This is a genomic window from Plantactinospora sp. BB1 (assembly GCF_003030385.1).
Taxonomy (GTDB): Bacteria; Actinomycetota; Actinomycetes; order Mycobacteriales; family Micromonosporaceae; genus Plantactinospora.
The window spans coordinates 4093129-4115273 of sequence record NZ_CP028159.1 but is presented as its reverse complement, the minus strand read 5'-3'; the positions used below and the strand labels follow the sequence as shown (position 1 = coordinate 4115273).

At 72.5% G+C, this 22145-nt stretch carries 22 protein-coding genes and 1 tRNA gene; 14 read left to right on the top strand and 9 right to left on the bottom strand.

The genetic code is table 11. From position 1 onward, the window contains the following. Positions 1–5 precede the first annotated feature (5 nt). Genes C6W10_RS17970 through xerC form a run of 7 tightly spaced genes read left to right on the top strand, consistent with a single transcriptional unit; the run spans position 6 to position 4830 of the window. Entirely contained in the window at positions 6–407 is a 402-nt protein-coding gene (locus tag C6W10_RS17970) for an RRQRL motif-containing zinc-binding protein (protein ID WP_234361921.1), read from the top strand. Next, complete coding sequence (locus tag C6W10_RS17965; protein ID WP_107259064.1) at positions 404–694, top strand: hypothetical protein; 291 nt, start codon at positions 404–406, stop codon at positions 692–694. The genes C6W10_RS17970 and C6W10_RS17965 overlap by 4 nt, the downstream gene beginning before the upstream one ends. Further along, the gene (locus tag C6W10_RS17960; protein ID WP_107259063.1) at positions 681–1358 is read left to right on the top strand and encodes a hypothetical protein; all 678 of its coding nucleotides are present in this window, start codon (positions 681–683) and stop codon (positions 1356–1358) included. The genes C6W10_RS17965 and C6W10_RS17960 overlap by 14 nt, the downstream gene beginning before the upstream one ends. Beyond that, positions 1355–1621, top strand: a complete 267-nt coding sequence (locus C6W10_RS17955; protein ID WP_107259062.1) for a hypothetical protein — start codon at positions 1355–1357, stop codon at positions 1619–1621. Before C6W10_RS17960 ends, C6W10_RS17955 begins: the two co-directional genes overlap by 4 nt. After that, the gene (locus C6W10_RS17950; RefSeq protein ID WP_107259061.1) at positions 1621–3417 is read left to right on the top strand and encodes a replication initiator; all 1797 of its coding nucleotides are present in this window, start codon (positions 1621–1623) and stop codon (positions 3415–3417) included. The genes C6W10_RS17955 and C6W10_RS17950 overlap by 1 nt, the downstream gene beginning before the upstream one ends. A gap of 37 nt (positions 3418–3454) precedes the next feature. After that, complete coding sequence (locus C6W10_RS17945) at positions 3455–3673, top strand: helix-turn-helix domain-containing protein (protein WP_107259060.1); 219 nt, start codon at positions 3455–3457, stop codon at positions 3671–3673. Then, complete coding sequence (xerC, locus tag C6W10_RS17940) at positions 3670–4830, top strand: tyrosine recombinase XerC (protein ID WP_107259059.1); 1161 nt, start codon at positions 3670–3672, stop codon at positions 4828–4830. The genes C6W10_RS17945 and xerC overlap by 4 nt, the downstream gene beginning before the upstream one ends. Before the next feature lie 69 nt (positions 4831–4899). Here xerC and C6W10_RS17935 read toward each other — a convergent pair. Then, positions 4900–4971, bottom strand: a tRNA-Val gene (locus C6W10_RS17935). A 50-nt stretch (positions 4972–5021) separates the two neighbouring features. After that, complete coding sequence (locus C6W10_RS17930; protein WP_369930644.1) at positions 5022–5639, bottom strand: TIGR02611 family protein; 618 nt, start codon at positions 5637–5639, stop codon at positions 5022–5024. Between the two features lie 274 nt (positions 5640–5913). Between C6W10_RS17930 and C6W10_RS17925 the strand changes: the two genes are divergently transcribed. Beyond that, positions 5914–6345, top strand: coding sequence for an SsgA family sporulation/cell division regulator (locus C6W10_RS17925; RefSeq protein ID WP_101365276.1), 432 nt, complete (start codon positions 5914–5916; stop codon positions 6343–6345). 229 nt (positions 6346–6574) lie between these two features. Here the strand turns inward: C6W10_RS17925 and C6W10_RS17920 are convergent, their stop codons facing one another. Together C6W10_RS17920 and C6W10_RS17915 are read right to left on the bottom strand one after the other, a co-directional pair. Next, positions 6575–7351 carry a glucose 1-dehydrogenase gene (locus C6W10_RS17920; RefSeq protein ID WP_107259057.1) on the bottom strand — a complete coding sequence of 259 codons (777 nt, stop codon included), beginning with the start codon at positions 7349–7351 and terminating at the stop codon, positions 6575–6577. Positions 7352–7552: 201 nt separating this feature from the next. Then, entirely contained in the window at positions 7553–9724 is a 2172-nt protein-coding gene (locus tag C6W10_RS17915; RefSeq protein ID WP_159104634.1) for a glycoside hydrolase family 44 protein, read from the bottom strand. 302 nt (positions 9725–10026) lie between these two features. Between C6W10_RS17915 and C6W10_RS17910 the strand changes: the two genes are divergently transcribed. The 3 genes from C6W10_RS17910 to C6W10_RS17900 all read left to right on the top strand — a co-directional run bounded on the left by C6W10_RS17910 (position 10027) and on the right by C6W10_RS17900 (position 11808). Continuing rightward, positions 10027–10959, top strand: coding sequence for an AraC family transcriptional regulator (locus C6W10_RS17910; protein ID WP_107259056.1), 933 nt, complete (start codon positions 10027–10029; stop codon positions 10957–10959). Positions 10960–11008: 49 nt separating this feature from the next. Further along, positions 11009–11464 (top strand): Rrf2 family transcriptional regulator, encoded by a 456-nt coding sequence (locus C6W10_RS17905; protein WP_107259055.1) that lies wholly within the window; start codon positions 11009–11011, stop codon positions 11462–11464. A 164-nt stretch (positions 11465–11628) separates the two neighbouring features. Then, positions 11629–11808, top strand: a complete 180-nt coding sequence (locus C6W10_RS17900) for a DUF4236 domain-containing protein (protein WP_101365273.1) — start codon at positions 11629–11631, stop codon at positions 11806–11808. 86 nt (positions 11809–11894) lie between these two features. On the opposite strand, the gene C6W10_RS17895 is transcribed toward C6W10_RS17900, so the two are convergent. Both C6W10_RS17895 and C6W10_RS17890 read right to left on the bottom strand, forming a co-directional pair. After that, complete coding sequence (locus C6W10_RS17895; RefSeq protein ID WP_107259054.1) at positions 11895–12812, bottom strand: hypothetical protein; 918 nt, start codon at positions 12810–12812, stop codon at positions 11895–11897. A gap of 97 nt (positions 12813–12909) precedes the next feature. Continuing rightward, positions 12910–13431 carry a VOC family protein gene (locus tag C6W10_RS17890; RefSeq protein ID WP_107259053.1) on the bottom strand — a complete coding sequence of 174 codons (522 nt, stop codon included), beginning with the start codon at positions 13429–13431 and terminating at the stop codon, positions 12910–12912. Between the two features lie 99 nt (positions 13432–13530). On the opposite strand from C6W10_RS17890, the gene C6W10_RS17885 reads away from it, so the two are divergent. Further along, positions 13531–15582, top strand: a complete 2052-nt coding sequence (locus C6W10_RS17885) for a tetratricopeptide repeat protein (protein ID WP_369938593.1) — start codon at positions 13531–13533, stop codon at positions 15580–15582. Here the strand turns inward: C6W10_RS17885 and C6W10_RS17880 are convergent. Continuing rightward, positions 15507–17024, bottom strand: a complete 1518-nt coding sequence (locus tag C6W10_RS17880; RefSeq protein ID WP_107264058.1) for a HAMP domain-containing sensor histidine kinase — start codon at positions 17022–17024, stop codon at positions 15507–15509. The two genes, C6W10_RS17885 and C6W10_RS17880, sit on opposite strands and share 76 nt — an antisense overlap. A gap of 71 nt (positions 17025–17095) precedes the next feature. Then, positions 17096–17752, bottom strand: a complete 657-nt coding sequence (locus C6W10_RS17875) for a response regulator transcription factor (protein WP_107259052.1) — start codon at positions 17750–17752, stop codon at positions 17096–17098. A gap of 116 nt (positions 17753–17868) precedes the next feature. Between C6W10_RS17875 and C6W10_RS17870 the strand changes: the two genes are divergently transcribed. Then, the gene (locus C6W10_RS17870) at positions 17869–18978 is read left to right on the top strand and encodes a sigma-E factor regulatory protein RseB domain-containing protein (RefSeq protein ID WP_107259051.1); all 1110 of its coding nucleotides are present in this window, start codon (positions 17869–17871) and stop codon (positions 18976–18978) included. 475 nt (positions 18979–19453) lie between these two features. Next, a complete protein-coding gene (locus C6W10_RS17865) occupies positions 19454–21679 on the top strand; it encodes an AAA family ATPase (RefSeq protein WP_107264057.1) in 2226 nt (741 codons plus the stop codon). A 21-nt stretch (positions 21680–21700) separates the two neighbouring features. On the opposite strand, the gene C6W10_RS17860 is transcribed toward C6W10_RS17865, so the two are convergent. Beyond that, entirely contained in the window at positions 21701–22102 is a 402-nt protein-coding gene (locus tag C6W10_RS17860; protein ID WP_107264056.1) for a hypothetical protein, read from the bottom strand. Positions 22103–22145: the final 43 nt, after the last annotated feature.

The following is a 22145-nucleotide window of genomic DNA, read 5'->3' as shown; positions in this document are numbered from 1 at the left end:
CCGAGCTGCGCAACTCCGACATCGACCAGCTCGTCGACCGGAGCGGCATCTACGTCGAGTTCTACGACCCCACCGGGAACCGGTACGGGTTCCCGACCTTCCCCTACCGGGGAGCACCAGAGCACCTCGCCACCGTCCGGCAACTGCGCGCCGACGGCCTCCGCCCCGGTGGACACGACCCGATCGCGCAAATCCTGTGGCGGCACCGCCGTCAGCGCCGGGTCGCCTACCTCTACGACCGGCGCCTGGCCAAACCGAAGCGGACCGCCACCCCGGCCCAACAGGCGGCCATTGCCGCCGCGCTGCTGGCCCGCCGTACCTGCCCCGAATGCGAGCAGGTCAAGCCCTACTACATCCCCCGCCGCTACGGCGAATGCCTCGACTGCCATCAAGGGAGGCCGTCGTGAGTTTCCACCTTGCCGACCCGTGCCTGTGGTGCATCGAAGGCAGCAGCCCTGCCGGCGTCCATCACATCATCGGCCCCGTCTACAAGCCCTGCCCCGAATGCCTACCCATCTGCCCCGACTGCGCCGGCACCGCCGTCTTCCCCGCCGACTTCGTCTGCATCGGCTGCTTCCAAGGACAGATGGCCACCCTCGGCCTCGTCCCCGCTTTCTGCCCCGGCTGCTCCGGCGTCGCCTACCTCGTCCGCACCGACACCCTCCCGGAGGTGACCCCCCATGCCGACCACTAACCCACCCACCCGCGCAGCCGACCGTCTTGAAGGCGTGGTCCTGGTCCTCATCCTGTTGACCGTCGGCGGCGCTGCCGGTGCCGCCTCCTTTACCCACGTCCACGACTGGACCATGGACAACAGCCCGGCCCACACCCCGGGCTGGTTCGGCTGGGCCAACGCCGTCATCTCCGAACTCGTCCCCATCGCCGCACTGCTCACCATCCGACGCCGCCGCCGGATCGGTGCCCCGATCGGCTACCCGGTAGTCCTACTCATCGCCGCCGCCAGCCTGTCGCTGGCCGCGCAGTTGGCCGTTGCCAAACCCAGCCCGTCCGGCTGGCTCCTGGCCGCCGTTCCTGCACTGGCCTTCATGGCCCTGGTCAAACTCGTCCTCAACCCCGTCAAGACCCAGGCAGGCACCACCGACACCCCGGCGGCTGCCGACCCGATCCGGGTCCAGGTCACCGAACCGGTCACCGTCGAGTCGGAACCGCCGGCTATCAGCCCGGCACCCGAACCGGTCGACATCCCCACACACATGATCCCTACCGCCCGGTTCGCCGTCGTCCAGCACGAGCAGACCACCGGACAACCGATCACCGTCAACGAGCTGTCCCATCGACTCGACGTCGACCCGGCTGTCGCCCGGGAACTCCTGACCGTCATCCGGGACGGCCAATGACCATCCATGTCGTCGATCTCGAACAGGTCACCCACACCTGCCCGGCACAACCCGGTCCGCATGTCTACGACACCCGCCGGACGCTCGTTGACGTCATCCCCGGCGGCCCCTGCCGCACCCCGGTCACCATCCGCTGCGGCACTACAACCGCCACCATCCCCTGTCACCGGCACGAGCCGGCCGACCGGCAATGCGGCGCCTGCCGCATCATCGTCACCCAACACACCATCACCACCCGGCACCTCACCGAGGTAGCCGGCTGATGGCCTCGACGCTGGACCTCACACCCCGTGCTACGGCCCGGGGTGTGGGCTCGAACGCCGACACCATCCCACCCGTCTACTCCTACACCGCCGCCGGGCAAGCGTTCCGCCGCGCACAACAGCCCGACTACTTCGCCTGGCTCGACCACGTCCGCCCGGCCGCCGGCTGCACCCGCCCTATCCGCCTCGCCGGCAGCATCCACACCGTCGAAGCCGGCACCGGCCGGATCCTCGACGCCCGGCACACCGACACGATGCCCGACGCCGCCATCTACACCGGCTGCGGCAACCGACGTGCCACCGTCTGCCCCTCCTGCGCCCGCACCTACCAACGCGACGCGTTCCAGCTCCTGCGCGCCGGCCTCATCGGCGGCAAGGGCGTCCCCGACACCGTCACCGCGCACCCGGCCGTCTTCGCCACCTTCACCGCACCATCCTTCGGCACCGTCCACACCCGCAAAGTCGGCCGGCATACCTGCCGCGAACGGAAACGCTGCGACTGCCGACCCGACCCCTGCCATGCCCGCCGCACCACCGACCCCACCACCGCCGCAGTGTGCGAACACGACCGGCCGGCGGTCTGCTGGGCACGCCACGCCCCGGGCGACCAGGTACTCGGCCGGCCGCTGTGCCTGGACTGCTACGACCACGACCACCAGGTCGTGTGGAACCTCTACGCGGGCGAGTTGTGGCACCGCACCAAACAAGCCGCGGAACGCTACCTCGCCCAGCTCGCCCGCCAGCGAGGCATCCCCCGCGTCGAAGTCATCACCACCTCCGGGAAGGTCCGCAAGGTCCCGCCCGTGCGGCTCTCCCACGGCAAAGCGGCCGAGTTCCAAACCCGCGCGGCAGTGCACTTCCACGCCCTGCTCCGCCTCGACGGCATCCGCCCCCTGGACCCGACGGCCGTCGTCCCACCCCCGGCCGGGTTCACCACCGCCGACCTCGACGATGCCATCCGCCACGCCGCCGCACAGATCACCTTCACCACCCCCGCCCACCCCGACCGGCCCGACGGCTGGCCCATCACCTGGGGCGAACAACTCGACATCCGCCCCATCACGCTGACCGGGCGCGGCGACGTCACCGACAGCATGGTCGCCGGCTACCTTGCCAAGTACGCCACCAAAAGCACCGAGGTAACCGGGCACCGCTCCGTCAGGCTCGACGCCGACAGCATCGGCGACTACGCCGCCCCAGACGGCGACCACACCGCCCGCCTCATCGACGCCTGCTGGCGACTCGGCCGACCCACCACCACACCCCGACCCCTACGCGATCGGCCCCGCGACCGCCGACCCACACCCGGCTTCACCGCCCCGTGGACATGCCCGGACTGCGGCACCCACACCCGCTACCCCGCCTGCCCCGGCTGCGTCACCAGCCGTCAAGCCGTCGTTGACACCCAACCGGCGATACCAAGGCAAGGCAACCCGTACGCCCGGCTACGCCGCTGGGCACACATGCTCGGATTCGGCGGCCACTTCCTCACCAAAGCCCGCCGCTACTCCATCACCTTCCAGCTCCTGCGCGACACCCGCATCGCTTTCCGCCGCCACGAGGGCCAGGAGCAGACCGGCACCGACCCCGGCACTGTCCGGGCCGCCGACCACCACGGCGACGAAACCACCCTCATCGTCGGCACCCTCACCTTCGCCGGCGCCGGTTGGCACACCACCGGCGACGCCCTCCTCGCCAACACCGCCGCCGCCCTCGCTCGCGAGCGACAAGCCACCGGCCGCGAAGAACTCGCCCACGAACTCGGCACCGTTACCGCTACACCCGCAGCGGCATAACCGCCCCCAACCAGCGAAGGAAACAGGAGACAACCCCTTGCCGACCGTCCTGACCGTTCCCGAGAGAAAGGCGCTCTACCGCATCCCCGAGGCCATGGCACTGCTCAGCCTGAGCCGCAGCGTCATCTACGAACAGATCCGCTCCGGCCGGCTTCGTACGGTCCGGCAGGGACGAACGCGTCTCGTCCCCGCTGCCGCCATCACCGACTACGTGACATTGCTCGAACACGAAACCGAGGAAGGAGGCACCCGATGACCAAACGCCGTGCTCGTGGAGACGGCGGCCTGCACTGGGACGAGTCCCGACAGCGCTGGATCGCCACAGTCACCGTCGGCTACACCCCGGCCGGCAAGCGCATCGTCCGTAAAGGCAGCGGCAAAACCAAGACTGAGGCTCGCGCCAAGCTCCGCGAGAAGATCCGCGACTACGAAGACGGGCTCGCCTTCGCCGAGCATCACTACACCGTCACCGAGGCCGTAACCGACTGGCTGACCTACGGACTCAACGGCCGATCCGACCGCACCAAGACCAAGTGCGAGATCTTGTGCCGTACTCACATCATCCCAGCGTTGGGCGCTCGGAAGTTGCGTGAGCTTCGCGCCCAGGACGTCGACCGGTGGCTATCCGACAAGGCCACCATCCTCAGCACCCGTACCCTCGGCGACCTCTACGGCTGTCTCAACCGCTCGATCAATCGAGCCATGGCCCGGGACAAGGTGAAGCGGAACGTCGTCGCCCTGTGCACGATCCCACGTGGTCAGCAGGGTCGACCTTCCAAGTCCCTCACGCTTGTCCAGGCACGGGCGCTTCTGGCCGCCGCCGAGAGCACACCTCTGCATGCCTACGTGGTGTTGTCGCTCCTCACCGGAGCACGAACCGAGGAGCTACGCGCCCTGACCTGGGCTCATGTTGACCTTGACGGTCGACCCGACCTTGATCCGCCGCTACCACCCTCCGTGCAGGTCTGGCGCTCCGTCCGGGCCGGCGGCGACACCAAGACCAGGAAATCGCGACGGACGCTCGCGCTTCCTCAGCGCTGCGTCACCGCGTTGCAGGCGCATCGGGAGCAGCAGAGCCGGGACCAAACCAGAGCCGGCAGAGATTGGCAGCCCCTGGGCCTGGTCTTCACGAGCACCATCGGCACCGCACTCGACGCGGCCAACGTCCGCCGGGCATTCCGCCGAATCGTCGCCCTGGCCGGTTTGGACCCGGCCGTCTGGACGCCGCGCGAACTCCGGCACAGCTTCGTCTCGCTGCTCTCCGACAGCGGCGTCTCGTTGGAGGCCATCGCCGACCTGTGCGGCCACGCTGGTACGACCGTCACCGAGAAGGTCTATCGGCATCAGCTCCGTCCGGTGATTCTCGACGGAGCACAGGCGATGGATGTGATCTTCGGGCCGGCGGACCCGTAGTCACCCAGTTGGTCACCCATCTACGGAGAGAGGCCCGGATCATCGATGTGATCTGGGCCTCTACGTGCGTGGGCGATACTGGGATCGAACCAGTGACCTCTTCGGTGTGAACGAAGCGCTCTCCCGCTGAGCTAATCGCCCTCAGCGCGGACGACTGTACCCGATCGGCCGGAGTCCGCGCGACCTAGGGGTCAGTGCGTCGCGATGTAGTGCATGAACCGGGCGATCAGGTCGATGCCGAGGCTGGCCCGTACCGACAGCCAGACCACCAGCGCCACGAAGACCAGCCCGACCGAGCCGAGGACGATCCGGACCAGCAGTGACTGTTCACGTACCCAGCGTGCCCAGCTCTGTACGTGCCGACGAGTGAAGCCGAGCAGCCGTTTGGCCCAGTGGAACTCCACCGCCCAGATGCCCAGCCCGCCGATCACGATCAGCCAGCCGGGCCCCGGGAGCGGAATCAACGCGAGGCCGAGTGTGACGACGATCGCACCCGCGACCGCCACGAAGACCTTCAACGCGATCCGACCGGTCGGATTCGCTCGGATCATCTCCAGCGTCCGGCGTACCCGTTGCCGCCGGGTCTGCGTCACGAAGGGTTCGAGCGGAGCCTCCGCACCGACGCCCGTCGGCGACTCCGTCGCAGGTCCGGACCAGTCCCCCCGTGGGACGCGCTCGTCCTCCGGCACGTCGTACCTCCGCTCCTCGACCGCCCCCGCGACGCCGGAGCGGGCCCCGGCGCCGACCCCGTTCACCCTCGATGCGCCCGACAGAGCCGCTTTCTCCATTGAGGATGGATTCGTAGCCATTTCATCCCCCAGTGTGGCCCGGCCCGTCACTCAACAGGACGACTGGACGTTACCGGAGTGAGTCGACGGCTGAACCATCCGGCATCGGGTGGGATCGAGTACCTGGGCAGAACTGGACATCCTACATAAAGATTCGATTTCGATCGGTGACTAGGAAGCCTCTTCCCACTACTGGGTGATATCAGCGTATGGCGGAGCGTAACCATGAGTAGCACCTGAGGATGGGAAAGGCGGGACACATACGTCCCGCAGCGGTGCCGGGGGGAGAACGTCCATGAGTGTCATCCGACCGACCACGGTCGAGGTCGAGACGTCGTTAAGGCTCGTTGCACCTGACGCCACGGCTCTGCCCGTGCGTGCCAGCCTGCGTTACGACCCAGCCGACCCGTATGCGGTCCATGTCCTGTTCCATGCCGAATCCGCCGGGGGCGAAGCGGTGAGCTGGTCCTTCGCGCGGGAACTGCTCGTCACCGGCCTCGATGAGCCGGCCGGGATCGGCGACGTCCGGGTCTGGCCCTGGGCCACACCCCGGGGCGACTTCGTCGCGCTCGCGCTCTCATCACCGGACGGTAACGCACTGTTCGAGGTGCCACGTAGCGTCCTGGTCAGGTTCCTGCGCAGGACGTACGTGGTGGTCCCCCGGGGCCGGGAAGGCGACCACCTCGACGTCGACACGGCGGTCAACCGACTACTGGCCGGTCGCTGACCGTTCCCCGCGACGGCCTCGCGGGCACGTCACGCCGCTGGAACGCCACGCCGCGCGGACCCTGCCGAGGTCCGCGCGGCGACGTCTGGTCGGTGGGCCGGCACCCGGTCGGCGAGGTGGCCTCCGGTCCGGGCAGCCGTGCGGGGCCTCCCGTCCGGGCAGCCGTGCGGGGCCTCCGGTCCGGCAGGGCGGGCGTGTCCGGGCAGCCGTGCGCGGGCTCCGGTCGGGGTCAGCCGTGCGTGGTGATGCCACCGTCGACCGGGATGACCGCTCCGGTCAGGTACGCCCCGGCTCGGGACGCGAGGTAGATCGCGGCGCCGGCCATGTCGTCGGGCCGACCGATCCGGCCGAGCGGCACCTGGTGCTCGATCGTCGCCCGGGTCGCCGGGTCGTCCAGCGCGAACGCCATCATCTTGCTCTCGAACGGGCCGGGTGCGATCGCGTTCACCGTGATGTGCTCCGGGGCGAGCTGGTGGGCCAGGCTCCGGGTCAGCATGTGTACCGCCGCCTTAGTGGCCGAGTAGGCGTACACCTCCATCCACGGCACCCGGATGCCGTCGATCGAGCCGATGTTGATCACCCGGGCCGGGTCGTCGGCGCTGGCCGAGGCGCGCAACGCCGGCAGCAGGGCGGTGGTCAACTGGAAGACCGCCTTGACGTTGACCGCCCAGAGCTTGTCGAAGGCGCTCTCCGGGTACGCCTCCAGCGGCGCGCCCCAGGTCGCACCGGCGTTGTTGACCAGTACGTCCAGCGCCGGCACCCGGGCCAGGACCTGCTCGGCGAGCCGGGCCGCCCCGGCCGCGTTGGAGATGTCCGCCGGGATCGCCTCGCAGCGGCCGAGGTCGGAGAGCTGCTCGGCGACCTCGGCGCAGACGTCCGCCTTGCGCGACGAGATGATCACCTGGGCGCCCGCCTCGACGAATCCCCGGGCGATCATGAGGCCGATCCCCCGGGTGCCGCCGGTGACCAGCACCGCCTTCCCCTCGACCGAGAACAGACCTGGCATGCACACCTCTGCAGGTTGTGGGCGGCCGGCACCGGGGCGCCGGCCGACCCGTTTCACGTACTGTTCGGTAACTTAATCCTGACCGCCCCGACCCGACAACTCCGGCCGGCACGGCTGCGCTACGGCCCGGTCGAGCAGACGATCACGACCGGGTCCCGATGATCATCGCTCAGCGCCCGGCTGATGGCGAGCCCGCCGGAGTCACGGCTCGGTCCCGGCGATGCGTACGCCGTCCAGGTAGACCGTGATCCGGGTACTGGGCTGGTAGCCCGGCCCCGCCGGCCGCCAGCTGTGGTCGTCGGTCTCGACGAACCGCGACCGGTCCGCCTTGGTCAACCGCAACTCGATCGGGCCGGTCCTCCCGGCCGCCGGCAACGTCCCGGCACCCCGACCGAACCCGACCTCCAGATAGCCGTCCGCGCCACGCCGGGATCTCGGCAGCGTCACCAGCCACCGGGTCACGTTGGCGCAGTCGATCGTGGCCTGCACGCAGGCCGCCTGCACCGCGCCGCGCCCACCGTCCCGGGTGAACCAGTACCGCACGGTCAGCCGGGACAGCTCGACCGGCACCCGGCCGGGATTCTCCAGCTCGATCGCCGGACGGATCTGGGCGTCCGTGGCCGACCGGTCCAGGTTGCGGTGCAGCACCGCCAGCGGCGGCGGGCTCTCCGGCGCCCCTATCACGAAGAGCGTCACCGAGTCGGCCGGGAAGGTGTGCGACAGGGTGCCGTTCGGCGCGCCGGCCACCGGCGGCGGCACCAGGATCCGCTGGTCCGCCTCCCGGACGATCGCGCCGAGGTTGCCGGCGCCGTACCGGTAGACCTGGGTGGTCGCGGCGGACCGGCCGCGCAGCGCCAGCGAACTGGTCCGCTCCACCCCGCTCTTGTTCACCACCATCACGGTCAGCGCGCCGTCCGAGCCGCGCTCGGCCGCGTACACCGAGAGGGCCTCCTGGTCCGCGGAGGTCGCCCGGACCCCGACCTCACCGAACCGGCCGCCGGCGCCGTCGTAGTTGCGGTACATCCGGAAGGCGTACGCGCCCGGCTGGCTCGCGGCCGGCGGCGCCCAGAGGGTCGCCAGGTCCAACCCCTCCCGACCGAAGATCCCGAGTACGTCGGCCTGGGCCAGCGCCCCGTTGACGTGGTCCAGCGCCCCCCAGTTGTACTCGGTGATCGCCGTCCTCGTCCCCGGATAGTTCGCCGCCACCAGCTCCTTCATCCGGGGCACCAGCCGGACCTGGGTGTTGATCCAGCTCTCGTCGGTGTAGGTCGGGTCCCAGAGCGCCCGGGTGGAGCGCAGCCGCAGCGCGTTGGTCGCCGGGTCGGTGCCGTTGCCGAACGCCACCCCGGAGGCCTGCGGATAGAAGTGCATGTCGAAGTAGTCGAGCACCCGCTGCCCGTGCGCCTCCTCGTAGTCGCGCATCTGCTGGAGGTACCAGGTGGCGAAGGGCAGCCCGTCCCGGGCCGGCCGGTCCGGCGGGTTCGCCCAGCACCCGGTACGCCCGCACACCTCCTGGTCGAGCCCGGAGTGGTCCCAGGAGGTCCAGCCCCAGCCGACCGGGCCGAGCGTCGCCGCCGACGGGTCGACCTCCTTGACCGCCGCGCCGATCGCGTACGCCTGGTCGCGCAGCTCCGCCGAGCTCGCCCCGGTCGGGTGCACGTCCCGGTGGGTGGAGTGCCAGATGTCCGGCTCGTTGTCGAGGTTGTAGAACTTCACCCCGCCCTCGGCCGCCGTGCCGTACTTGCCGGTGAGGTGGCGCAGCCACTCCCGGACGTACTCCGGGCCGACCTCCACACTGGTGTCGTGCGGGTCGTTGCCGGTGACCAGGGAGCCGTCCGGCCGTACGCCGTTGCCGCAGTCGGGACGCCACTCGTCGGTACGCTCCTGCGGCCCGTACTTGGCGACCGAGAAGCCGCACGAGCCGTCCCGGGCCTTCGGCGCCCAGCCGATCAGCGGCACCGTCAGCACGGTGTCCGTGCCGGTACGCCGGTCCTGCTCGACGAAACGGTCCGTGGACGATCCGTCCGGCAGCGCCGCCGGGTCGGCGTTCTCCTCGGCGATGTTCTCGAAGAACCAGTCCGAGGCGCGGTTGGTGGTGTCGTAGCGGTAGTGGTAGCGGGTGGTGGCGTTGCCGCCCCAGCGGCGTACCGGCAGGGCCAACTCCTCGGCCAGGGCCTCGTCGACGAAGTTCATCCCGTAGATGTGCGGGCTGATCGGATGCCGGTCGGCGGCGACGTCGACCTCCAGTGCCGGGCCCGGTTCGGCGAACGCCGGGGGCGGAGCGGCGACCACCGCCGCCCCGGTGGCGACGAGCGCGGCGCTGACGGCGGCGGACAGGATGGATCTACGACGCGTGATGGTGGTACGGCGCATGCGGGATCTCCGGAACTCCTCGGATGTCCGGCCCGGAAAGGGCGGACGTGGCAAGTTCGGTGTGTCTCGCGTGCACCCGTCGCTGTCCCGCGCGCGTTGGTCGTGGCCCGGACCGGGGCCAGGTTACCGATCAACCGAGCCGACGGTCAACGTCGTACGTCGATGTCTGGCCGTCCGGCCCCGGCGCGGATCCGGTCGGCACGGCGACCCCCGCCAGCAGCGCTTCCCGCCGCGCGGTCGACGCCGGACACGGGCCCCCCGAGGGATGCGCGGCGGGCCGCCGACGGCTAACGTCGCAGGTGATGGTCCGATTCGGTCAACTTCCCGGTACGTCGGGCGAGGTGCCGGCCCCGCCCGGCTGGGCCGGCATCCGCACCTTCACCCTGCGTGACTACCTCCTCGACCCGGCCCGGCGGGGGCCACTGCTGGTCGATCGACACCTGCTCATCCTGGTCACCGTCGGACACGGCACCCAGGAGATCGACTTCCGGACCTACCCGTGCCGGCCCGGGTCGCTGCTCTGGGTCCGGCCCGGCCAGGTCGTCCAGCACGGCGGACAGAGCGGACTCGACGCCGTGATGGTCTGCTGGACCCCGGAGACCATGCACGGCCTGGGCGTGTCGCCGATCGGGCCGCCGTTCACCGCCGGCTACTGGCAGCTCGCCGGCGAGGACGAGGACGCGGTGATCAACGAGGTCAGTCAACTGGTGGTCGACTGCCAGCGGCACGGCGGCGGCGCCCTCGCCACCGAACTGCTCCGGCACCAGCTCGCCGTACTGCTGCTGCGCCTGGCCCTGCTGCCCCGCGACCCGGCCGACCCCGGCGCGCTGCCCCCCGCCCGGCAGGTGGTGGACGCTGCCGATGCCGATGCCGACCCGCACGGTGCGGACCCGACCGGCACCTTCTGGCGGCTCCGCCACGAGGTCGAGCGCTCGTACGGGCAGACCCGGCGGGTCGAGGACTACGCCGGCCGGCTCGACTGCTCCGTCCGTACCCTGACCCGGGCCTGCCTGGCCGCCACCGGCCGCAGCGCCAAACAGGTGATCGACGAGCGGGTGGCGTTGGAGGCCCGACGGCTGCTCGCCGCGACCGACCTCCCGGTCGCCGAGGTCGGCCGGCGGCTCGGCTTCCCGGAGCCGACCAACTTCGGCCGGTTCTTCCACCGGGAGGTCGGGCACAGTCCCGGCGCCTTCCGGGCCGGACTCTCCGGCCGGGCCACCGCCCTGCCGGGCTGACCGACCCGCCGCCGTCGGCCCGCCACACCGGGGCATGGATGATGGAGGCGTGCAGATCTCGGCGCGCGGTGACTACGCGGTACGGGCCGGCCTCGGCCTCGCGGCGGCGTACCCGGCGTTGATGTCCGCCCAGGCGCTCGCCGCCGAGCAGGACCTGCCCCGGAAGTTCCTGGAGGCGGTCCTCGGCGACCTGCGTCGGGCCGGGATCGTCAGGGCGCAGCGGGGGGCGGAGGGCGGCTACACGCTGGCCCGGTCGCCCCGGGAGGTGACCGTCGGCATGATCCTGCGTGCCGTGGACGGCCCCCTCGCCGGGATCCGCGGGATGCGCCCCGAGCAGACCCGGTACGACGGGGCGGCCGAGAACCTGCCCCGGCTCTGGGTCGCCGTCCGGGCGGCGGTACGGGACGTCGTCGACGAGGTGAATCTCGCCGAACTGATCAGCGGCCGGATGCCGGCGCACGTACGCAAGCTGACCACCAGGCCGGACGCCTGGCAGCCGCGCTGAGCGACGGGGCGGCACCGGCCATCCCGGACCGTCCTCAGCGGACCGGACGCGGTCCCGCCGACGCCGGTGCACGTTTGCCGAACATCCGTACGGGGCATTTTCCCGGTCACCCAAGCAGTTGACTTGCCGGTCACCGAAACAGTCGTCCCGAAGGGAGCAGGACCGTGGGTCTGATGTTCCGTAAGCGCAAGAAGTTCGGTCCACTGATCCTCAACTTCACCGAGAACGGCTTCTCGTCGTGGAGTATCAAGATCGGACGTTGGTCGTGGAACTCCCGGGCCCGGGCGCACCGGGTCGACCTGCCCGGCCCGCTGTCCTGGAAGCAGGACAAGTCGCGGTCCTGAGGAAGCGGTGACGGACGGGGATGCCGGCGAGGTCGTCGGCGTCCCTGTTTGGCGCCCGGCCACGGCCCGTCGACAAGGCGGCAGGCTCAGGTGGAGGGTGTGGCGGTGATCGTCACGTCCCCGGCGAGCCGGCCCGCCCCGGGTTCCCGGCGCACCACCCCGGCCGCCAGCAACGCGGTGAGCACCCGGTTGGTGTCCGCCGGACGATAGACGGTCCGCTCGGCGGTGAACTGCCGCAGCTCGGTGACGGACGCGGCACCGACCGACGCCAGCCGGGCCAGGAGTTCCCGCCGTAGCGGCCCCGGATGCGGTGCCAGCGAGATGTCCAGCAGGTGTCCCTCCGGGTCGCCGGGATCCCGGTAGCGCACCCCGGCGTACTCGTCGACCGCCCAGAGCGCGTTCTTGAAGGCGTCCAGCCGCTTGCCGGCGGCGGTGGCGAAGACGAGAACCTCGGCCCGGTCGTCGGCGACCAGCTCCACCTCGGTCACCAGCGGCAGCCCGACCCCGGCCAGTCGGGGTCGGTGGTCGGCCCCGGACCAGACCGGCGGATCGAGCACCAGCAGCAGTTCGGCGGGGCGGCCACCGGCGACCGCCGCGAGCACCTCGACGGCCGGCTCCGGGCCGCCGGTGCCGTCCAGGTAGGCGAAGACCGGAGCGCCGTTCGCGACGGCAGCCTTGAGCGCCACCGGCACCCGGTCGACCCCGCCCGGCATCAGGTGCGCGGCCAGCCCGGCCGGCAACTCCGCCTGCGCCGCCGCGTGCCGTGCCGCGAGGTCGTGGTCGTCGGCCCGACCGAGCGTCAGCGCCGTCATCCGCCCACCGCGCAGCAGGTCGGCGAACTCGACCAGGACCCGCAGCGCGGCGTCGGCGGTCCCGCCGTCCGCCCCGGCGTACGCCTGCGCGAAGGTCGCCCGCCGGGACCGGTGCAGCGCGGCCGGCGCCCAGGAGTCGAGCTGGCGTACCAGCAGTTCCCGTTTGACGACGCCGATCGGGTCCGTGGACATGCTGCGGTTCTACCCTGCCCGGCCCGCCCCTGTCACCTCGACGGTCGCCGCCCCGGTACCGGCCGTCGACGGAAGCCGCCCCGGCTCCCGGCGCCGGTCAGGACGGGATGGAGACGCCGACCCCGCCCCGGGTCTGCCCGCCGTACCGCTGCTTCTCCCGGTCGAGGTCGAGCCGCGAGATCCGGCGGCGCGCGGCGAGGGTCTGCTCGTCGAGCCGGTCGGCCGGAACCAGCCAGACCACCTCGAACTCCAGCCCGTCCGGATCCTTGCCGTAGAGGCTCTTGGTGCTGCCGTGGTCGGAGCTGCCGGCCAACGCGCCGGCCTCGGAGAGCCGCCCGGCGAGCGCCGACAACTCGTCCAGGGTGTCCACCTCCCAGGCCAGGTGGTAGAGGCCGACCGTGGTCCGCCCGGCACCGGACGGGCCGGCGGCGGCACCCACCTCGAAGAGGCCGAGGTCGTGGTCGTTGGTGGAACCGGGCGCCTGGAGGAAGGCGGCCCCGTCGAAACCCTCCGGCGTCATCGGCACCTGCCGGAAACCGAGGACGTCCCGGTAGAAGGCGACACTGCGGGCGAGGTCGCGGACGAAGAGTACGGCGTGGTTGAGCCGGTGGATCCCCATCGCTCCACCGTAGCCGTCCGGACCGGACGCCCGGTATGACGACCAAACTGCCCCACCTGCCCTCTTGTACTGAACGTCGCCGGGCGAGCACGATGGGGCGTGGCTTCCGGCTTCGGTGAACTCACCCAGCAGGCGAACGCGCTCGTGGCAGCCGGCGACCTGACCGGGGCCCGAAATCTGCTCGGCCCGCCGCTGGACGCCGCCGACCCGAGCCCCGCGCACGCCTCCGTCGAGTTGGCCGAGGCGGCCGGCCTGCACGCCCGGGTGCTGGTGGCGCTCGGCGACCCGCACGCCGCCCGGGGCTGGGCCGCGTTCGCCTACTCCGCGGCCACCCGGCTCTACGGGACGGCCGACCAGCGGACCGTCGCCACCGCGGCGACCCTCGCCGCCGTACTGCACCGGACCGGCAACCACACCCGGGCCGCCCGGCTGTACCGGGACGTGATCATCGAACTCACCGCCAACGACGGGCCGGAGTCGCTGCGGGTACTCGCCGCGCACGCCGACCTGGCCACCGTCGAGTACGCCCAGGGCGAGTGCACGCTGGCCCGCAACCGGCTGGAGGACGCCTGGGAGCTGCACCGGGAGGTCTACGGTGACGGGCATCCCGGCGGGATCCGGATGCTCGCCCGGCTCGGCGCGATGCAGCGCGACTGCGGGCTCTTCACCCGGGCGCACGAGCACCTGGCCCTGGCCCTGGAGTTGTGCCGGGAGCACCTGCCGGCCGACCATCCGCTGGCGGCGCAGGTGGCGGCCCTCGCCCGGGCGGCGGCGGATCCCGACCACGTCTGCGCGGACCCGGAGCCGGAATCCGCCGACGACCCGCACGCGCCGACCGGCCGCACCCAGCACGCCCCGGAGTACGCCGAGCCGTGGCACCCCGAACCCCGGCACGCCGAACCCGACCCGTACCCCGAACCGGACCCGTACGCCGAGCCCGATCCGTATCTGGAGCCCGATCCGTACCCCGAGCACCCGGAGCACGGCGGGAGTCGGGCGCACCCGCACCACCCGCAGCACTCCGCCGTACCGCCGCAGGCTGGCGGGGCGGCGACGTCGGCGTACCCGGGCAGGGCCGGGCAGCACGACCAGCCGTACCGGGGCGGGGTGCCGGGCGGTTTTCCGGACGGCGGAGAGCATCCGCCGGACGCGGAGCTGCCACCGCGTGACGAGTTGCCGCCGTTGCGCTTTCCGCCGCCACCGCCGCCCCGGTCCGCCCGAACCGGCACCGACGCCCCGCCAGTGCCGCCGCCCCGGCTGCCTCCCGCCCCGCTCGTCGAGCCGCCGCCCCGGTGGGCCGGCCCGCCGCCGGCCGGGCCACCGGTCCCGACACCCCGCAACGCGGCGAACCGGTCCGGGCCGGGAACCTTCACCGGTGCCGGGCCGGGTGGCGACGCGGACGACGATCCGGAACACGGCTGGTGGCCGCCGGACGTGGCCCGCCGCACCCCCGACGGCGACGACGACCCGGAGCTCGGGCGGCGGGTCGGACCGGCCTCCGCCGAGCCTTGGCGGCCGGAGGGCGCCTTCGACTCCACCTCCGTCGTCGAGCGACCGCACCGGGAACTCCCGGAGGGCCACCCCGGTGACCTCGGCGGCGCCGGGGGCGTACCCGAGGTCCGGCACCTGCCGGAACGGCGGTCGTCCCGGTTGCCGGTCCGGATCCACCGGCCGCAACCCGTGGGGCGACGACTGCCGCCGCTCTTCGTGGCCGGCCTGGTGGGGCTGGTCCTGCTCGGCACCGTGGCCGTGGTGCTCGGGTTCGGGCTGACCGGGGAGGACGAGCCGGAGCCACCGGCGCCCGGCCCGACCACCGGCACCCCGGCCGCGCCGCCGAGCACACCGCCGCCGGCCGCCGCCGGCACCCCGCCCGGCTCGGTGACCCTGGCCGACAACCAGAGCAGCGTGACGCTGGGCTGGAGCTATCCGAGCGGCGCGACCGGACCGGTGGTGCTGGCCGGAGGGCGGACCGGGCAGGAACTCCGGCCGTTCCAGGAGCTGCCGGCCGGCTCCACCGGCTACGTGGTCTACGGCCTGGACACCCGGGGCAACTACTGCTTCTCGGTCGCGGTCGTCTATTCGGAGAGCGTCGTCGGCGAGGCCGAACCGGTCTGCACCGAGCGGCCCGGCAGGTCGCCCTCGGCCCGCTGAGCGACCGGCGCCGGCCGGGTCGGTAGCGCGTCGTCCTGGCCGTCCGGGACCGGACGCTCGGCAGGCAGGCGTACCTCGACCCGCAGTCCGGGTCCGGCGTCGCCGAGGGTCACCGTGCCGCCCTGGCGGCGTACCAGTTCGCGGACGATGGCCAGGCCGAGACCGGCGCCGCCCGCGTCCCGGGCCCGCGCGTCGTCCAGCCGGGTGAAGCGGTCGAAGACCCGGTCCCGGTCCGCGGCCGGGATGCCCGGCCCGTCGTCGGTCACGGTCACCAGGTGGTACGCCGGACCGGTCGGACCGCCCGGCCCGGCCTCCAGCACCACCTCGCTGCTGGTGTGCCGGACCGCGTTGTCCAGCAGGTTGCCAAGGATCCGGGTCAGCGCGTCCGGCTCGGCCAACACCCAGAGCGGGAACCTCGGCACCACCACCCGCACCGGCGGCGCCGGGTACCGCTCGGCGACCTCGGCCAGCAACTCCCCCAGCTCGACCGGTTCGGCGGCCCGGGGCGGCCGGCCACCCGCGTCGTCGAGGCGGGCGAGCAGCAGCAGGTCGTCGACGAGCCGGCTGAGTCGCTGGGTGTCGGCGAGCAGGTCGTCGGCGACCGCCGGCCACTCCGTCGCCGGACCGAGCCGCTGCGCGACCTCAAGCTGGGTGCGCAGGTTGGCCAGCGGGCTGCGCAGCTCGTGCGCGGCGTCGGCGACGAAGGCGCGCTGCCGGGCCCGGGCCGACTCCAGCCGGCCCAGCATGCCGTTCAGGGTCACCGCCAACCGGTGGATCTCGTCGTGCGAGGCCGGCAGCGGCAACCTGCCCGGCCGGGCCCCGCCGGTGATCTCCTCCGCGCCGGCCCGCAACGTCTCGACCGGGCGGAGGGTCGCGCCGATCACCCGCCAGGCGACCGCGGCCAACGCGATCAGGAGCAGCGGAAAGCTGACCAGCAGGATCGTGCGGACCACGGTCACGCTGTGCCGTACGTCCGCCGTCGACTTCGCCACGAGTACCGTCTGCGGATCGGCGGCCGGTCCGGCGGGTACCGCCACGACCCGGATCGGTCCGTCCAGGCCGAGTCGCCGGCCGGGCAGGTAGAACCGGTCCCGTTCCCCGGCCTGGAAGCGTCGCAGCTCGTCCGGGTAGAGCATCGGGACCAGCCGGTCGGCGTCGATCGAGGCGGCCCGGATCCGGCCCTGCCCGTCGACCACCTGGACGCGTACCTGGCCACCGGCGACCGGTAGCGGGTCCGGCAGGGCGTTCTGGCCGGCGAGCAGGGCCACCGCCTCGGCGGTCTTCAGCGCCTCGGTGTCGACGGTGCGCTGGAGCGCGTAGCCGAGCGCGCCGAGCAGCACCAGCCCGCCGACGGCGAGACCGACGGCCAGACCCGCCGCGCTGATGATGGTGAGTCGGGCCCGCAGGCTCAGCTTCAGCCACGGCCGTCGCCAGCCGCGCAGCCGCCGACCTCGCCCCGCCCGGGCCCCGTCACCGCCCTCCGCCGGGGGCACCTCACCGCCCTCCGCCCGGGTCACGTCACCAGCCGGTAGCCGGCCCCTCGGATCGTCTCCAGCCGGTCCCGGCCGATCTTGCGACGCAGGTAGCCGACGTAGACCTCGACGGCGTTCGGCGCGGTGTGCACGCTCGCGTCCCAGACGTGGTCCAGCAGCTCCGTCTTGGAGACGACCTCGCCGGCCCGGCGGAGCAGGTACTCCAGCAGGGCGTACTCCCGGGCGGTGAGTTCCACCTCCGCCCCGTCCCGGGTCACCCGGCGGCGGGCCGGGTCGAGCCGCAGGTCACCGGCGACCAGCACCACCGGGCGGCGCGGCGCGCCCCGGCGCAGCAGGGCGCGCAGCCGGGCCAGCAGCACCACGTACGAGAAGGGTTTGGTCAGGTAGTCGTCGGCGCCGCAGTCCAGCCCGTCGGCCTGGTCGTACTCGCCGTCCTTGGCCGAGAGCATGAGCACCGGCAGCCAGTGCCGCTCGGCCCGCAACTGCCGCACCACGCGATAGCCGGAGAGCCCCGGCAGCATCACGTCCAGGATCATCGCGTCGTACCCGCCGTGCCGGGCCAGGTCGAGCCCCTCCGGCCCGCTCGCGGCCACGTCGACGACGAAGCCCTCGGCCTGGAGGCCGCGCTGCAACGCCGAGGCCAGTCGCGCCTCGTCCTCTACCACCAGCAACCGCACCGGCCAAGCGTGCCATCCCCCACCGCCCACAACCACACCCGGCTGAGTGAGGCCACAGCGGTTCTCAGTGGCTTCACAGCGCGGCAGGCGCAGGATGGGGACCAGGAGGTACGAACATGTCGGTTTTGCAATCCCGCCCCGCGCTGCGGTGGCTGCTCCCGACCGGGGCGGCCCTGGCGATCCTCGGCGGAGGTGCGGCGGTCGGCACCTTCGCCTCGGCCGCCGAGCCGAACCTGCCCGAGCGCAGCGCCGCACAGCTCCTCGTCGACCTACAGACCGCCCGCCTGGACGGCCTCTCCGGAACGGTGATCAAGCGCGCCGACCTCGGCCTGCCGAGCCTGCCCGGCATCGGCGGACGGGGCAGTGCCGAACTCACCTCGCTGGTCTCCGGTACGCACACCATGCGGGTCTGGCACGCCGGCCCGGACCAGACCCGGGTCGCGTTGCTCGGCACGCTCGGCGAGACCGACGTCATCCGCAACGGCAAGGACGTCTGGATCTGGGACAGCCAGGCCAACCGGGCCGAGCACACCACCCTGGACGGCTCCGGCAGGTCCTCCGGCGTCCCGGGTCACCTGCCGAGCACCCCGCAGGAGGCCGCCGAGCAGGCGTTGGCGGCGGTGGATCCGACCACCCGGGTCAGCGTCGGGCGGTCGGCCTCGATCGCCGGCCGGGACGCCTACGAACTGGTACTCGAACCACGGGACGACACTTCGCTGGTGGGCCAGATCACGATCGCGATCGACGCCGCCGAGCACGTACCGCTGCGTTTCCAGGTGGTACCGGAGGGCACCAGCAAGCCCGCCTTCGAGGTAGCCTTCACCCAGGTCAACTTCGAGCGCCCCGACCCGGCCCAGTTCGCCTTCAACCCGCCGCCGGGTGCGGAGGTGACCGAGGCGACCCGACCGGAGGGCCGCCCGGCGCTGCCGACCGGCGTGCAGCGGCCGACGGTGGTCGGCACCGGGTGGACGAGCGTACTGGTCGCCGAGGTTCCGCAGCTCGCCGGATTCACCCAGGGGCAGAGCGGCGGCACGCGGTCGGAGGGCTCGGAAGCCGGCCTGCTCCGGGGCCTGCTCGGCGGGCTCCCCGAGGTGGGTGGCGAGTGGGGCAGCGGCCGGCTCGTCACCGGCAAGCTCTTCACCGCCCTGCTCACCGACGACGGCCGGGTACTCGTCGGCGCGGTGAAGCCGGAACGGCTGTACGAGGTCGCCCAGACCGGTAGGTGATCGGCTCTCGGACGGGCGCTCTGCCACCCGGCCATCGCGGTGACGCCGCGACGGCGGCAGGGCGCTCGTCCGTTGCCATGCGACAAGGCCCCGTTGCCATGCGACAAGGCCCCTCTGCCGGCGCCCGGTCGGGTTCTTCGTCTCCCCGACGCCCGATCCCGGACGCCGATCAGTCGAGCGCGGTGTGTCCGTCAGGTCGCGCGGCCGATGGATGCCGGTAAAGAAACGCGCTATCGTTTCTCAGTTCGGAAATAAAAAAGAACGGCATAATGCCGTTCCGCGCAAAGCCTAACAATGGGGAGACGGTTTGTCAAAGCAATCCGGTGTTTCGCCCGACCAGCGTCTCGACGAGCCGGCCGACGAACCGATCGGACGTGCCGTACCCTCCGGCGCCGACGGGCCGGTGGCCGCCGGGCAGTCCCGGCCCGCCGCCCCGAGCGGGGACGACCTCCCCGGCGAGCAGCGGTACGTCTCCATGCTCTACGGGCGCCTCGACGAACTGCGTACCCAGGCCACCCGGCGACTGCGCACCGCGCTGCGCAACGCCGGCGGCACCCAGCAGGAGCGCTCGCAGCGCGACGGCACCGTCCAGATGTACGCCGAGCAGCTCGACCGGCTCGGCGCGGTCGAACAGGGCCTCTGCTTCGGTCGACTGGACCTCGACGACGGCACCCGCCGCTACATCGGCCGGATCGGCATATTCGACGGCGACGGCGAGTACGAACCGGTGCTGCTGGACTGGCGCGCCCCGGCCGCCCGGCCCTTCTATCTCGCCACCGCCGCCGCCCCGGACGGGGTACGCCGACGCCGGCACATCCGGACCCGGGATCGCGAGGTGGTCGGCCTCGACGACGAGGTGCTGGACCTGAACGCGGCCGGGCAGGCCGGCGACCGGGGCGGGCTGACCGGCGAGGCGGCGCTGCTGGCGGCGGTGAACGCCAGCCGTACCGGCCGGATGACCGACATCGTCCGGACCATCCAGGTCGAACAGGACCGGGTGATCCGGGCCGACCTGGACGGGGTACTGGTGGTGCAGGGCGGCCCCGGCACCGGAAAGACGGCGGTGGCGCTGCACCGGGCGGCGTACCTGCTCTACACACACCGGCAGATCCTCTCCACCCGGGGTGTGCTGCTGGTCGGCCCGAACGCGACCTTCCTGCGCTACATCTCGCAGGTGCTGCCGACGCTCGCCGAGACCGGCGTGCTGCTGCGTACCGTCGGAGAACTCTTCCCCGGGATCACCGCGACCCGGCCCGAGCCGGCGGAGGTCGCCGAGCTGAAGGGCCGGCTCGACATGGTCGAGGTGCTGGCCGCCGCGATCCGGGACCGGCAGCGGGTGCCGGAGGAGCCGATCGAGATCAACATCGAGCGGGACAGCCTGGTGCTGGATCCGGCCACCGTCGCCGCCGCCCGGGACCGGGTCCGCCGCACCGACCGGCCGCACAACCTGGCCCGGCCACTCTTCGACATCGAGATCATTCACGCCCTCGCCGACCAGCTCGCCGAGCGGATCGGCGCCGACCCGCTGGGCGGGGAGAACCTGCTCGACGAGGCCGACCTCGCCGAGTTCCGGCGGGAGCTGCGGGCCGAGCCCGAGGTGCAGGCGGTGCTGGACTGGCTCTGGCCGATCCTCACCCCGCAGCAGGTGGTGGCCGGGCTGTTCGCCTCGGAGCAGCGGCTCGCGGTGGCGGCGCCGAAGCTGGACGAGACCGAGCGGGCGGCGCTGCGGCGGGAGCCGTGGGGCGGCTGGAGCCCGGCCGACGTACCGCTGCTGGACGAGGCGGCGGAGCTGCTGGGCGAGGACGACCGCGCGGTCCGGGCCAGGGCCGCCCGGCAGCGCCAGGCCGAGATCGAGTACGCCGAGGGCGTGCTCGAAATCGCCGCCGGCTCCAAGTCGATCGACTTCGAGGACGAGCCGGAGGCCGAGGACGGGATGCTGGACGTCACCGACCTGCTCGTCGCCGACCGGCTGGCCGAGCGGCAGGCCGACGGGGACCAGTTGAGCACCGCCGAGCGGGCGGCGGCGGACCGGAGCTGGGCCTTCGGGCACGTGATCGTGGACGAGGCGCAGGAACTCTCCCCGATGGCCTGGCGGGTGCTGATGCGCCGCTGCCCGAGCCGCTCGATGACGCTGGTCGGCGACGTGGCCCAGACCGGATCGCTGGCCGGCGCCTCGTCGTGGTGGCCGGTGCTGGAGCCGTACGTCGGTGACCGGTGGCGGCTGGAGGAGCTGACGGTCAGCTACCGTACGCCGTCGGAGATCCTGGCGGTCGCCGCCAAGGTGCTGGCGGAGATCGACCCGACGCTCACCCCACCCCGAGCGGTACGCGACACCGGCGAAGAGCCCTGGGACGTCCAGGTCGGTACCGGTGAACTGGTCGGGCGGCTGGTCGAGGCGATCCGGACCGAGGCGGCCGGGGTCGGCACCGGCCGGGTCGGGGTGATCGTGCCGGCCGGGCTCGTCGACGAACTGGGTCCCGGGGTCACCGAGGCGGAGCCCGAGGTGGCGCTCGGCGACGATCCGGAGTTGACCAGCCGGGTGGTCCTGCTGACCGTCGCCCAGGCCAAGGGGCTGGAGTTCGACTCGGTGCTGGTGGTCGATCCGGACCGGATCGTCGCCGAGTCCAGCCGTGGGCGCAGCGACCTCTACGTCGCGCTCACCCGGGCGACCCAGCGACTGGGCATCCTCCGGGTCGGCTGAGCCCCGGCCGGTGCGGCCGGGTCACTTGTCCGTGAAGTTGCCGATCTGCCGCGCCTGTCCGGAGGCGTCGCTGGTGGACCCGGCCGCCGACGGGTTGATCCCGCCGGTGGTCGCGTCCCCGGTGGTGGTCGGTGCCACCTTTCCGCCCGGCCGGCGAGGTTGGCGGCGCGCGTTCGCCGACCCGGCCCGCCGGTCGGTACCGGTGGTGGTGCTCACCCCCCGGTTCCGGGTCGGACCGCCGTCCCGCAGTACGTCCGGATCCCGCGCCCGGTCCGCGGGGTCCTCGATGTCGCGTTCGTGCGCCTCGCGGCCCTCGTCAACCGGGAGGGTGACCTCCTCCATCGCGCCGGGGCCGTACTTGCCGCGCCCGATCCGGTCTTCGGTCCGCCGTGCCGACTCCCGCCGTTCGTCCTCGCCGCGCACGTCCACCACCTCGCCGAGTTGTCCGTTGTCGTCGTCCCGGGTG